Raw genomic sequence first — 13126 nt, forward strand, 5'->3', positions numbered from 1 at the left:
CGTTGAGGTCTTACATCAGCTCCACAGGCGTTTTACCTGTCCGCCAGCCCGGCGGCCAGGAGGTTTCTCGCGGCGTTGATGTCCCGGTCATGGGTCGCGCCGCACGGGCACTCCCACGTACGGATGTTCAGCGGCAGGGATTTGGTCAGTTGCCCGCAGTCCGAGCACAGCTTGGACGACGGGAACCAGCGGTCCACCGTCACCAGGGTGCGTCCGTACCAGGCGGCCTTGTACTCCAGCATGGCTCGCAGGTCGGACCAGGCCGCGTCGGAGATGGCGCGGGCGAGCCGGTGGTTGCGCAGCATGTTGCGCACCGTCAGGTCTTCGATCACGACCGTTTGGTTTTCGCGGACGAGTCGAGTCGACAGTTTGTGCAGGTGGTCCCGTCGCCGGTCGGCGATCCGGGCGTGAATCCTGGCGACCTTGAGTCGGGCTTTGGCCCGGTTGGCCGAGCCTTTCTCTTTGCGCGCGTGTTCCTGCTGGGCCTTGGCGAGTTTCCGCCGGTCGGTCCGCTCGTGGCGGGGGTTGGTGACCTTTTCCCCGGTGGACAGGGTCACCAGGCTGGTCAGGCCCGCGTCGACGCCGACCGCCGTGTCGAGGAGTGGGAGCGGCCGGATGGTCGGGTCCTCGACGAGCAGGGACACGAACCAGCGGCCGGCCGCGTCTCGGGACACGGTGACGGTGGACGGTACGGCGCCGTCGGGCAGCGGACGCGACCACACGATGTCCAGCGGGGCGTCCATCTTTGCGAGAGTCAGTTGCCCGTCCCGCCAGCGGAACGCCGACCGGGTGTACTCGGCGCTGGCCTGGGACTTCCTCTTGGACTTGAAACGGGGGTATCGGGCGCGTTTGGCGAAGAATGCCGTGTAGGCGGCGTGCAGATGCCGCAGCGCTTGTTGCAGCGGAACGCTGGACACCTCGTTGAGGAACGCCAACTCCTCCGTGCGTTTCCATTCGGTCAGGGCCGCCGACGATGCGGCGTAGCTGATCGAGTGGCGTTGGGTGGCGTATGCGCGGGTCCGCATCTCGAGGGCTTTGTTGTAGACCAGACGTACGCACCCGAAGGTGCGGTGGAGTTGTTCGGCCTGCTCACCGGTGGGATAGAAGCGGTACTTGTACGCCCGCTTCACCATCCCGCCCACTTTTCACATTCTAGCGGTCCATTGTGTTGCACGATCATTGAGGGGAGGGAGCGGCGTTTCCTTCCGGCCCTGAACGGTCGGGTTTCCACGCCGCAAATCTGATGACCGCCCCTGGAGACGTGCCGCCGGAGTTCCTCGACCGGCTGCGGCCGATCTGTGGCGAGCTGCCGGAGAGCTACGAGGAGCCGGCCTGGGTGGGGGTGCGCTGGCGGATCCGCAAGCGCACCTTCGCCCACGTGCTCACCGTCGACCCCGACCGCCAGATGGCGTACGCCCGGGCCGCCGCGACCGACGAGCCAACCTGCGTGCTGACTTTCCGCGCGCCCCTCGACGAGGTCCACGCGCTGGTGGCCGGCGGTCACCCGTTCTTCAAGCCGGACTGGGGCGCCGACGTGCTGGGCATGGTGCTCGACGACGGCGTCGACTGGGCCGAGGTCGGCGAGTTGCTCACCGAGAGCTACTGCCTGCTCGCCCCGAAGAAGCTGGCCGCCCGGATCACCGGGCCGGTCGGGTCGGCCTGAGTCCCGGCAGCACGCCGGTCACGACGACCGCCGCACCCGGCAGCGGGTGCGGCGGCGCAGACGTTCGGCACCGACCGGGCGCGTACGTCCGGCTCGGCCCGACGTTGGCGCCCTACGCGGCCGACGCGGTCGGCCGGGGGCGTCGCGCCGACCCGGCTGCGGCCGGCCGGTCGGTGCGGTCCGGTTGCCTCGGGACGCCGGGCGACGACGGCTGCGTGGCGGAGTCGGCCCGGGCCACGCGCAGCGCGTGCTGGGCGTTGTTCCAGGCCGGGCAGGGCCACGCCTGGCCCGCGCAGAGCAGGTTGCGGCATCCGCCGTTTCCGTCCGGTTCGTGGGCGTCGGCCACGTCCAAGGCGAGCTTCCACAGCAGTGGATCGGTCACCTCGTCAGGACGGTCGGCCTGGCGGTCGGACCGGTCGATGCTGGTGTCGGACACGAGTGATCCCCCCTCGGGCGCAGGTGCGACTTCCACCTTCTCCATTTTCCGTGCCGGTGAAACCTCCACCCCCGGCACAGCGTGGCAGGTGTCGGGCGGGCGCCCGGGGAGGCTCGCGCGGTCAGTCCAGGTCGAGTTGCACGATGACATCTTCCCGGCGGGCATCGGCGGCCGGACAGGCCGTCACCGTCGGTGGTCGGCGGGTTGCCGGGCCGGCCGAGGAGGTCCGCGCGCCACGCCCCTCCGACGCCACGGGCGCCATGAACGCGGTCGTGGCGGTCGGTGTCTGCGCGGCCACCCGCACCTCGGTACGGCCTTCGCGGTCCCGGACGCTGGTCAACACTACACCGTGCCCGTCCGCCGCCAGCCCGGTGGTCGGGGCCGGTGGCGGGCCGGTCACGAAACGTCGAACTCGCCTTTCGAACTCGACTGCCGCCGCGCACCGCCCCTCCGGATGGATCACGTCAATCCGTCGGTGGGGTGTCGCTGGTCGGGCGATCCACCGTAGAGGGCTGACGCCGAAGGGGATGCTGCGCGGCGTGCAGGTAGGCGACCAGGAGGTCGACGATCTCGTCGGTCAGCTGTTGGGTGTCGATGTCGCCTGGTTGTTGGCTGACGTGCCGGTGAACCAGGGACTCGATGACCGCTACCACGATGCGGGCGTTGCGTGCTGGTTCGGGGAGGTCGAGGGCGGGGTCCTGGCGCAGGAGTTGCTCGACGGTGTCGGCGGCGTCGCGTTCGGCCTGGTGGAATCGGGCCAGCAGCTCGGGCGGGCGCGGGGACTCCTCGAACAGCACCTTGTGCAGGCGTGGGTCGCGTGTGTGCAGGTCGGCGTACGCGGCGACGGTCGCCGGCAGCCAGTGCATCAGCGTCGGAGGGGTGGCGGTGACGGCGAGGGCCGCTCGCACGGTCGCGGTGCTCTCGTCGATGTGTGCGAGTGCGAGGGTGAGCAGGATCGAGTCCTTGTTCGGGAAGTACTGGTACACCGAGCCGACGGAGAGCCTTGCGGCCTCGGCGATGCGGTCGGTGGTGCCCGCGGCATGCCCGTAGTCGGCGAAAACGCAAGCCGCGGCGTCGAGGATGCGCTGGCGGGTCTGCCAGGAGCGTTGCTGTTGGGGCGTTTTCCTGGGCTGATGCGGTGACGGCCGAGAAGGCAACCGAGCTCCCGAATGCGAGTACCAGAAAGCGAGGAATCCCTCATACCATAGCCGGGAGCTGCGGAAACTCGCCTACTGCGAGGCGGTGGGCGTGGCGAAGCCGAATGAGATCAGCGGGGAGGGACCGATGGTGGTCGCGCAGGACACCTATCAACACGTCACGCACTGGCGCGCCTACCAGCGGTTCTATCCCGCACAGCTGCGCGTCACCGCAGCCAACGCCCCGACGGAGCAGTGGTGGAGGTGGCGCGGCACGGACGTGCACCTGGACCGGCTGGCAGCGCCCGACGCGCCGGCCAAGCTCATCCTGCTGCACGGCGCGGGCGGTTACGGACGCATGCTCGCGCCCTACGCGCGCCTGCTGACCCGCACCACACCCATGGAGGTGGTGGCGCCGGACCTGATCGGCTATGGGCTGAGCAGGACCGGCAAGCGACCGGTCGGCTACCAGGAGTGGATCGACTGCGTGGCCGACCTCGTCGTGGCCGAGAAGGCCCGCGACGGACGACCGGTGTTCCTGCTCGGGGCGAGCATGGGTGGGATGTTGGCCTACTCGGTCGCCGCCCTCGGGAACGTCGCCGGCCTGATCGTGACCTGCCTGCTCGACCCACGCGACGTCGCGGTCCGGATGCGGATGACCCGCCTGCCGATCATGGGAAGGACAGCGCTGCCGATGTTGCACCACCTGCGCTGGCTGGGCCGGCTGCACATCCCCATGCGCTGGGTGGCGAACATGGGCGCGATGAGCAACGATTCCGCGTTGACGGCGCTGGTCGCGTCAGATCCCGCCGGCGGCGGCAATCGCGTCTCGCTGACGTTCCTCCGCACCTTCCTGTCCTCAGCGCCACCGGTGGAGCCAGAGCAGTTCACCGCCTGCCCGGTGCTGATGGCCCACCCGGCAGCCGACCGCTGGACCCCACCGGAACTGAGCCTGCCCTTCTTCGGACGTATCACCGCACGCACGCAACTTGTGCTCTTGGACGAAGCCGGGCACCTGCCGATCGAGGAACCAGGCCTCTCCCAGATGCGGCAGGCCATCGACGGCTTCGTCAGCCAGCTTCTGCCGAGGTGACACCGCTGATCCTGGCCACGATCGGGCTGCGTGCCCGGACTGCGGCGGGCACCCTGGCGCTGCCGGCGTTCGCGCAGAGCAGCGGGTGTCTCATCGCGGCGTTCGGGCGGCCACCCAGGGAGTTGAGGTCTGGTCTCGACTCGGTTCGGGTCCGGCAGGAACGGGGGAGCCTTCGTTTGCCTTGGTGGGCATCCGGCAGGCCTGGGCTATCGTCTGGGCCATCTCGTCGATGCCGTGGACCAGCGCGGTTCCATTGATGTGCACATGATGTTGTGTGGCTGGGTGGGCATGGAAGAAACTGCCGGGATGAACGACGATGCCGTGCCGACTGAGTCGGGTGCAGACCGAATGCTCGTCGGGAACCGGCAGCCAGATGTGGGGTCCCTCGGTCGGTTCGAGGTCGAATCCGCGCCTGGTGAGGGCCTGGCTGAATTCGGAGTGCCTTCGCTTGCACTCCGCGATGAAGTCGTTCGTGTGGCGTATCGCATTCGCGTCCGTCAACTGGAACGCCAGCGCGAGTTGCAGGACGCGGCTGACCCAGCGTGATGAGTAGGTGAGTCGCAGCCACATCATGTCGATGTACTCCGGCGAGCCGCCTACCACGGCGACGCGCAGGTCGGCGCCGAAGAAGAAGTTGTAGGCCTGCATGTGCACGACACGGCTCGGAAGGCGGGTCGCCAGAGACCGCTGTGCTGACCGCATGAGGGCGGTCTGCGAAAGTTCGAAGATGGGAAATGCTTCATTCTGGAGCAGGGATGCCGCCCCGTCGATCCACGCTTCGCTGACTGTCAGCCCGGACGGCGCGTTTCCGCTGGGCTGGTAGATCATCGCGGTTGGTTTGCTGATCAGCGCAACCCGTAGTTGATCAAGATCTGGGCCGCCTGGTCGGTAGTCGATGGGGATCGTGGTGGCACCGATGGAATCCAGGATGTCGAGCACTCGTGCTTGGGTGGGTGACTCGATGATGACCCGATCGCCCGGGCGGACCACGGCGGCAAGCGCCAGTTCGATGGCGTCGATGATCCCGTGGGTGGCGAGAAAATGGTTGGTCTCGAACGGCCAGAATGGCTGGACCGCCTCCGCCAACTCGGGGGCGACCGGGTCGGCGAAGGTGTTGTGCAATGCCCGGTTGCTCAGCGCGTAGGCGAGAGCGGGTGCCAGGTCCGGAGGGGGCAGGTCATCCCTTCGCAGATTTCCCAGATCGATGGGCATCGTCGACGAGGTGCGCACCATGCTGTCGAACCGCCTGGCCCGTGGCGGCTGCGGCGGCCCGAGGACGAAGGTGCCGCCGCGGCGCCGGGTCTCGATGACGTACCGGGAGCTGAGCGTCTTCCATGCCTGCGCCACCGACGACCGGCTCATTCCCAGTTTGGCCGCCAGATCCCGCACGGTGGGCAGTTGCGACTGGGCCGGCAGGTCGCCGGACGCGATCAGGTCGAGGATCGCCCGGGCCAGCGCGTTGGTCGTGCGCAACGTGAGCCGCGACTGGATGAGTCGCATGCATTCCTGGCTATCCAGCGGCGCTGGTGGTGTCACGGTTGGTGTCCTCCGAATAGCGATACGCGCCCGAGGGTCAACGCCGTCGACCATCAAGCGCCGCGGTCGGCGGGGTAGGCGTGCCGGGTGGTGACTGTAGCCGTCGGGCGTGGGCCGCGGGGGGGCGCCGGCCCGTGGGTGCGGGGCCGACCCTCGAGGAGGCGGTCGAGGAGGCGGCCAGGATATGTCCATGGACATTGTAATGTTGACCAGAACATAAGCCGAACTTAGCTTCTACGGCAGTTGACCTCGAACTTTGAGGGTTCTGGCCGCGGAGTCCAGCCACCCTGGCAACCGCCCCCCCGGAGTCGAACACCAGCCACACGACGTCGCGTACCCCCATCACTTGAACCAGAGGACGTGTGCCCGTGAAAGCCTCTCGACGCCTCGTGGTCGCTGTCGCGCTCGCCGCGCTGGTCGGGCCCGCAGGTTGCACGAAGATCGACGATGACAAGTCCCAAACGCCGACCACCGCGAGCGAGGTTACGGCCGGCGGGACGTTGACCTTGGCCGCTACCAGCGCTCCGGTGGACTGGAACCCCCTGTCCGCCGCCGGCGACACCACCGGCCAGCGCCAGCAGCAGTGGCCTTTCTATCCACATCCGTTCCTGACCAACCCCGACACCAGCGTGGTGCTCAACAAGGCGCTCCTGGAGTCCGCCGAGGTGGTTGGCACCAGCCCGATGAAGGTCGAGTACAAGATCCAGCAGAAGGCCGTCTGGTCGGACGGGACCCCGATCACCGGCAAGGACTTCGAGTACACCCAGGCGGTGCAGGACCCGAAGAAGTGCGCCGGGTGCAAGGCCGCGTTCACCGAAGGCTACTCGCTGATCACCTCTGTCGAGACCAGCAGCGACGGCAAGACGGTGACGATGACCTACGCGAAACCGTTCGCGATGTGGCAGGCCCTGTTCAACTACATCCTGCCGGCGCACGTGGCCGAGACCTACGGGGACCTGGCGACCTCCTTCAACGAAGGCTTCGGCAAGAACGTGCCGAAGTTCTCGGGAGGGCCGTACCTGATCAAGGACTACCAGGACGGCGTCTCGATGACCATGGTCAAGAACCCCAAGTGGTACGGGGATCCGGCGAACCTGGACACCATCACGACGCGCTACATCTCGGGCCAGGGCGCGCAGATCACGGCGCTGCAGAACGGTGAGATCGATCTGGTCTACCAGAACCCGACCCTCGACACCGTCAACCAGGTGAAGGCCATGAACGGCATGACCGTTCAGGTCGGTTCGACGCTCACCTACTTCCACCTCGGCATGAAGACCACCGGTGACGTGATGAGCGACGCGGCCCTGCGCAAGGCGATCGCCACCGCGCTCGACCTCGACGACATGCGTAAGCGCACGGTCGGCCAGTACGCGCCGGACCTGGTGACCATGAAGAGCAGCACGTACGTCCCCGGGCAGAAGGTGGGTGGCATCGACGCCTACCGCGAGAACATCGACGAACTCAACATCGGCAAGGGCGACAGCAAGGCCGCGCTCGACATCCTGGAGAAGGCGGGATATCGCGTGACCGACGGCAGGCTGATCCTCCCCGACGGGAAGCCCCTGCGCGATCTGAAGATGTTGACCCTGTCCACCGACGTGCTCCGCATGGAGCTCGCGCAGATCACCCAGTCCCAACTCAAGCAACTGGGCATCACCGTGGCCATCGACGCGGCCGACGGCTCGCGCTACTCGCCGGCGCTGCGTACGGGCAGCTTCGACCTCATGGCCACCGGAACGGCGCTCGACCTGGGTGCGCTGTCCCTGCAGCAGTGGTACGGCACCGGCGCGGCCCGCTCGTTCGGCTATTCGTCCGCCGAGGCGGACCGGATCCTGGCGGCGGCCGCCACCGAACTCGATCCGCGCAAGCAGGTCGAGCTGATGAACGAACTCGACCGGACCCTGATGTCCGACGGTGTGGTGCTGCCGCTGTTCGCCAGCCCGCAGATGGCCGTCCACCCGAACAAGTTCGCCAACATCTTCATCAACCCCAGCAAGTACGGAACCACCATGAATGTCGAGCAGTGGGGTCTGCGCAAGTAGTCGCGCAATCATTCGAGAAAGGATTCAGATGACCATCGACTTTGTGGTGGCCACCCCGCATGACGCGGTGGAATTCAACGACGTCTACCGCAACACCACCGCGAGTGCCGGATACATCGCCTGCAACAACATCTACAACCGGGTGGTTCTCAACGAGTGGTTCGAGATTAACCCGTTCCCGGACCTGGCCACGCACTGGGAGCAGCTGGACGGGTCGCGCCGGTGGCGCTTCCACCTCAACCAGGCGGCCCGCTGGCAGGACGGCACCCCGCTGACCGCGCACGACGTCGTCTACACCCACCTGCACGCGATGAAGATGGGATACACCGGCGGTCGGTTCCTGAAGGACGTGGAGACGATCGTCGCGGTCGACGACCACACCGTCGACTACCACCTGCACACCCCCAATGCCGGATTCCTCGTCCTGCTGGGGAACTTCATCTTCACCCACATCCTGCCCCGGCACCTGTACGAGGGAACGGACTGGGCGACGAACCCGCACAACCTGAAGCCGGTCGGCTCCGGCCCGTTCCGGCTGGCGGAATGGATACCGGGCGAGCACGTCGTCATGGAGGCGGTGAAGAACCACTGGGGGCCGCAGCCGGAGATCGACCGACTGATCCTGAAGATCGTCCCGGACCGGGACGAGTGTGTCCGGATGGTGGCCCGCGGTGAGGCTCACTTCTTCCCCCAGGACACCCTGACCAAGGATCGGCTGCACCTGCTCGACGGCGCCACGGCGGACATCGAGCTGCTGCGTGACCCGGGGCCGGGAATGGCGCTGCTGGACTTCAACCACGGCCGGGAGCTCTGGCAGGACCAGCGGGTCCGGGAGGCGGTCGCCCTCGCCGTGGACCGGAAGGAGATCGCCGAACTCGGCGACCCGGGAGTTTCACAGGCGTGGGACCACTACCTGCTGGGTTCGGTGGAGTGGGCGTTCAACCCGGATGCCAAGGCGCCGGGCCATGACGTGGAACGGGCACGCGCGTTGCTCGACGAGGCCGGCGTGACGGCCGACGCCTCCGGCGTACGGGCCCGGCTCTCGATGTTCTACATGGACAGCTTCCACGGGCACAAACCACTGGCGGAGATGATCACCCGTCAGCTGGGCGCGATCGGCCTCGACGTCACCTTCGAGGGACTCTCGTCCGTGGACTGGGCGCGCCAGATCACCGGCGCCCACGACTTCGACCTGATCATCGTCGGCGGATCGATGGCGCCCGACCCGGAGATCACCGCCCCGAAGTACACCAGCGGCGGCCAGGGCAACATGGCCCAGCACCACAACCCTGACGTCGATGCCGCCTACCTCGCCGCACGCACGGCGGGCAGCCTGGCCGAACGCGGCGCGCACTACCGGCGCCTGCAGGAGATCTGGGCCAGGGACACCGAGTGGGTGCCGCTGTTCTGGTACGGCACGTACTTCGCCCGCAGCAGCAAGTTCTACGGCTGGTCCGACCAACTCGGCTACTCCGTGCCCTGGTGGCACTGGGGCCGCATCCGCGCGGTCTGAACCCGCGGTAACCACAGGCAGATCTTCCCGAGGAAAGGAGGCGCGGAGACATGATTCGGTTGATCCTTCGACGGCTGGCAAGCGCCGTCCTGGTCTTGCTGCTCGCTTCCATCGTGATCTTCACAGTGATCTCGGTCTCGGGAGATCCGCTGGCCGAGCTCCGGGACCGGCAACCGCCGGTCCCGGAGTCGGTGATCGCCGCCGAGGAAGCGCGGTTGGGACTGAACCGGCCGCTACCGCTGCGCTATCTGACCTGGCTCGGCGGGGTGCTCACCGGCGACTTCGGTCCGTCGACGATCGCCACCCGCGACATCGGGGCCGAACTGGGCACCCGGGTCGGGGTCACCCTGCGCCTGGTCGTGTTGGCCATCGTGCTGGCGCTCGTGCTTTCCCTGATCGCCGGCACGGTGTCCGCGCTTCACCAGCGTCGCTGGCCGGACCTGTTGATGACCCCGGCCGCGTTCGTGCTCCTCGCGCTGCCGTCGTTCTGGCTGGCAGTGCTGTTGAAACAGTGGGGGATCGGGCTGAACGACCTGACCGGCTACCAGATCTTCTACACGGTGGGGGAGGCGTCGGTGCCCCGACCCGAGGGCATACTGCCCCTGGCCGGGGATATCGCCGGGCACCTGGTCCTGCCGACGATCGTGCTGGCCCTGGTGCACTTCGCGACCTGGAGCCGCTACCAACGCGCGGCGGTGGCCGAGGGACTGGCCGGGGACCACGTCCGGTTCGCCGTGCTCAAGGGGCTGTCCCGCCGGCGCATCGTCAGGTCGTACGTGGTCCGCCCCGCGCTCATCCCGATCGTGACCATCGTCGCGCTGGACCTTCCGGTCGTCTTCTCCGGCGCGGTGATCACCGAGACGGTCTTCCAGTGGCGCGGCATGGGCGGGTTCCTGCTCGAGTCGATCGCGCTGCGCGACACGAACGCCGTACTCGCGTGGTTGCTCATCGCCGCGACCGCCGTGGTCGTCTTCAACCTTCTCGCCGACATCCTGTACGGCCTCGTGGATCCGCGGGTGCGTTATGCCAAATCCTGAGCTGACCAAAGATCTGGCGATCGAACCCGGCACGCCGGAGCGTGAACCCGGGACGTCGAGGCTGGCCGTCACCGCCCGCCGGTTTCTCCGGCACAGGGTGGGCATGGTCGCCCTGGGCGTACTCGTCATCGTCATCCTCGCGGCCGTCATCGTCCCGCCGCTCTGGCCGTACAACTACACCGACATCACGGCCGAGCTGTCGCAGGCACCGTCACCACAACACCCGATGGGTACGGACACCCTGGGCCGTGACCTGTTCGCGCTGGTGCTCCGCGGCATGCAGCAGTCGCTCCTGATCGCCTTCTCGGTCACCATCGTCGCCTGCATCATCGGCGTGGTCCTGGGCGTGACGGCCGGATACTTCGGCAGCCTCGTCGACGCCACCGTGATGCGCGCCGTCGATCTCGTGCTCACGCTGCCCACCCTCGCCCTGGCCGCGTTCCTGGGATCGCTGGTCGCCGGCCGGGGAGTCTCCTGGCTCGGCCTGGCGTTGGTCCTCGGGGCGCTCATGTGGACGTCGGTCGCCCGCCTGGTCCGCGGCGTGGTGCTGAGTCTGCGCGAGCAGGCATTCGTGGACGCGGCGCGGGTGATGGGGGCGAGCCCGGCCCGGATCATGTTTCGGCACCTCGTGCCCAACGTTTCGGACCACATCGTGGTGGCCGGCACGCTGATGTTCGGCGTGGCGATTCTCGCCGAGAGCAGCCTGTCCTTCCTCGGGTTCGGGGTGCAGCCACCGGACACCTCGCTGGGCCTGCTGGTGGCGAACGCGCAATCGGCGGTGCTGACCCGGCCGTGGCTGTTCTACTTCCCGGGCTTCCTGATCATCACCATCGTGCTGGCGGTCAACTACGTCGGGGAGGGGCTGCGGGACGCCTTCAACCCGAAGTCTTCGCCCACCAATCCCCTGGCGAAAACTCGCTCAACCGTCGGCCGTCGCCGCCGCGGGCTGCCCGTGCGGGAGGTGGCGGGGGCGGGGGAGGCACTGCTGAAGGTGACCGACCTGTCCGTGCGGTTCGGTCCGCAGGTGGCGGTGGACTCGATCAGCCTGGAGATCAAGCCAGGCGAGGTGGTCGCCCTCGTCGGCGAGTCGGGGTCAGGAAAGTCATTGACCGGACTGTCGCTGGTGGGGCTGCTGCCCAGCAACGCGACGGGCACCGGGTCGGTCGTCTTCGACGGCGACGAACTCACCGGCCTGAGCTTCGAGCAGTGGCGGACGTACCGGGGGCGGAGGATTGCGATGATCCTGCAGGATCCGTCCACCACCCTCAACCCGGTGCTCACCATCGGCGCCCAGTTCGAGGACTCGATGAAGCTGGCCGGCGCCGTCAGCCGCGACGAAGCCCGGCGGCGGGCGGTCGAACTCATGGAGAGCGTGGCCATCAAGGATGCGGAGGCCCGCCTCGACCAGCATCCCCATCAGCTCTCCGGCGGCATGCGCCAGCGGATCGCCATCGCCCTGGCGATGGTGCACGACCCGGATCTCATCATCGCCGACGAACCAACCACCGCCCTGGACGTCACGGTGCAGGCCCAGGTGATGGCCACCCTCGCGGTGGCTCGGGAGCGTACCGGTGCGGCCATGCTCTTCATCACCCACGACCTGGCCCTCGTCGCCGGTATCGCCGATCGCGTCGCCGTCATGTACCAGGGCGAGATCGTCGAAGAACGGGACGTCTTCGACATATTCGACGACCCTCGATCGGACTACACGCGGAAGTTGCTGTCGTTGGCCCCACGGCTCACAGGCAAGGCGGTGGAGGGGAAATGAGTGCGGAGACGCGCCCCGGCGAGGCCGCCGAGCTGTTGCGGGTCATGGAATTGGTGAAGCACTTCCGTGCGCCGCGTGTTGCCCGCCGCAGCGGCCAGTTCACCGTGCACGCCCTCTGCTCGGTGTCATTCTCGGTCGGCCCGGCGGAGACCCTCGGCATTGTCGGCGAGTCAGGTTCGGGTAAGACCACGCTGCTCCGAACCATCCTCGGACTACAACGGCCGACCGCGGGTCGGGTGCTGTTCCTCGGCGAGGACGCGTCCCAGCTCAAGGGCGCGAGCGCCCGCGCGCTGCAGCGCGAGCTGTCGGTCGTGTTCCAGGACCCGTACACGTCGTTGGATCCGCGGATGACGGTGGCGGACATTCTCGCCGAGCCGGCGCAGATCCATGGCCTGCCGGCGACCAGCCGGCAGGCGCTGGCCCTCCTTGATCAGGTGCGGCTGCCGGCGGCCAGCCTGCGGAAGTTTCCGCACGAGTTCTCCGGTGGTCAGCGCCAACGCATCGCGATCGCCCGCGCGCTGGCCCTGAATCCGAAGCTGATCGTGCTGGACGAGCCGGTCTCCGCACTCGACGTCTCGGTCCAGGCGGCGATCCTGGGCCTGCTGAAGGAGTTGCAGCGGGAGCGGCGGGTCTCCTACCTCTTCGTGGCGCACGACCTTGCCGTCGTCGCGGAGATCTCCCAGCGGGTCGGCGTGATGTATGGCGGGCAGATGGTCGAGCTGGGCGCGACCGAGCAGGTCATCGGCGAGCCGAGGCATCCGTACACCCGGGAACTCCTCGCGGCCGTACCGGTGCCCGACCCGCGGATCGAACGAGCCAAGCCCCGAATGCTGCAGCGCCGGTGGCCGACGGAATCCGACGGGCTGCCGCCCTGCCCGCACGGCGACCTTCACTAGCGA

At 67.8% G+C, this 13126-nt stretch carries 12 protein-coding genes; 7 read left to right on the forward strand and 5 right to left on the reverse strand.

Translation table 11 applies throughout. The features are described 5' to 3' along the window. Nucleotides 1-32 precede the first annotated feature (32 nt). The gene (locus ABZ793_RS26005) at nt 33-1133 is read right to left on the reverse strand and encodes an RNA-guided endonuclease TnpB family protein (RefSeq protein ID WP_357461878.1); all 1101 of its coding nucleotides are present in this window, start codon (nt 1131-1133) and stop codon (nt 33-35) included. A gap of 110 nt (nt 1134-1243) precedes the next feature. On the opposite strand from ABZ793_RS26005, the gene ABZ793_RS26010 reads away from it, so the two are divergent. Then, complete coding sequence (locus ABZ793_RS26010; protein WP_357461832.1) at nt 1244-1663, forward strand: MmcQ/YjbR family DNA-binding protein; 420 nt, start codon at nt 1244-1246, stop codon at nt 1661-1663. A gap of 112 nt (nt 1664-1775) precedes the next feature. Here the strand turns inward: ABZ793_RS26010 and ABZ793_RS26015 are convergent, their stop codons facing one another. From ABZ793_RS26015 to ABZ793_RS26025, 3 genes are all read right to left on the reverse strand, one after another. After that, entirely contained in the window at nt 1776-2099 is a 324-nt protein-coding gene (locus ABZ793_RS26015; RefSeq protein WP_357461833.1) for a hypothetical protein, read from the reverse strand. 121 nt (nt 2100-2220) lie between these two features. Beyond that, nucleotides 2221-2439 carry a hypothetical protein gene (locus tag ABZ793_RS26020; protein ID WP_357461834.1) on the reverse strand — a complete coding sequence of 73 codons (219 nt, stop codon included), beginning with the start codon at nt 2437-2439 and terminating at the stop codon, nt 2221-2223. A gap of 124 nt (nt 2440-2563) precedes the next feature. Next, nucleotides 2564-3256: a TetR/AcrR family transcriptional regulator gene (locus ABZ793_RS26025; RefSeq protein WP_357461835.1), complete on the reverse strand. Its 693-nt coding sequence runs from the start codon at nt 3254-3256 to the stop codon at nt 2564-2566. A gap of 85 nt (nt 3257-3341) precedes the next feature. Here ABZ793_RS26025 and ABZ793_RS26030 point away from each other — a divergent pair, with 85 nt between their 5' ends. Beyond that, complete coding sequence (locus ABZ793_RS26030) at nt 3342-4328, forward strand: alpha/beta hydrolase (protein WP_357461836.1); 987 nt, start codon at nt 3342-3344, stop codon at nt 4326-4328. A gap of 90 nt (nt 4329-4418) precedes the next feature. On the opposite strand, the gene ABZ793_RS26035 is transcribed toward ABZ793_RS26030, so the two are convergent. Then, nucleotides 4419-6062 (reverse strand): PLP-dependent aminotransferase family protein, encoded by a 1644-nt coding sequence (locus ABZ793_RS26035; protein ID WP_357461837.1) that lies wholly within the window; start codon nt 6060-6062, stop codon nt 4419-4421. A 329-nt stretch (nt 6063-6391) separates the two neighbouring features. Between ABZ793_RS26035 and ABZ793_RS26040 the strand changes: the two genes are divergently transcribed. From ABZ793_RS26040 to ABZ793_RS26060, 5 genes are read left to right on the forward strand one after another with little or no spacing between them, the layout of a single operon-like run. After that, a complete protein-coding gene (locus ABZ793_RS26040) occupies nt 6392-7909 on the forward strand; it encodes an ABC transporter family substrate-binding protein (protein ID WP_357461838.1) in 1518 nt (505 codons plus the stop codon). 28 nt (nt 7910-7937) lie between these two features. Further along, entirely contained in the window at nt 7938-9422 is a 1485-nt protein-coding gene (locus tag ABZ793_RS26045; protein WP_357461839.1) for an ABC transporter substrate-binding protein, read from the forward strand. 50 nt (nt 9423-9472) lie between these two features. Beyond that, complete coding sequence (locus tag ABZ793_RS26050) at nt 9473-10459, forward strand: ABC transporter permease (protein WP_357461840.1); 987 nt, start codon at nt 9473-9475, stop codon at nt 10457-10459. Continuing rightward, nucleotides 10446-12227: a dipeptide/oligopeptide/nickel ABC transporter permease/ATP-binding protein gene (locus ABZ793_RS26055; protein WP_357461841.1), complete on the forward strand. Its 1782-nt coding sequence runs from the start codon at nt 10446-10448 to the stop codon at nt 12225-12227. The genes ABZ793_RS26050 and ABZ793_RS26055 overlap by 14 nt, the downstream gene beginning before the upstream one ends. Next, nucleotides 12224-13123, forward strand: a complete 900-nt coding sequence (locus tag ABZ793_RS26060) for an ATP-binding cassette domain-containing protein (protein ID WP_357461842.1) — start codon at nt 12224-12226, stop codon at nt 13121-13123. Before ABZ793_RS26055 ends, ABZ793_RS26060 begins: the two co-directional genes overlap by 4 nt. Nucleotides 13124-13126 lie beyond the last annotated feature (3 nt).

It is taken from the genome of Micromonospora sp. NPDC047465, from assembly GCF_040643125.1.
Taxonomy (GTDB): domain Bacteria; phylum Actinomycetota; class Actinomycetes; order Mycobacteriales; family Micromonosporaceae; genus Micromonospora.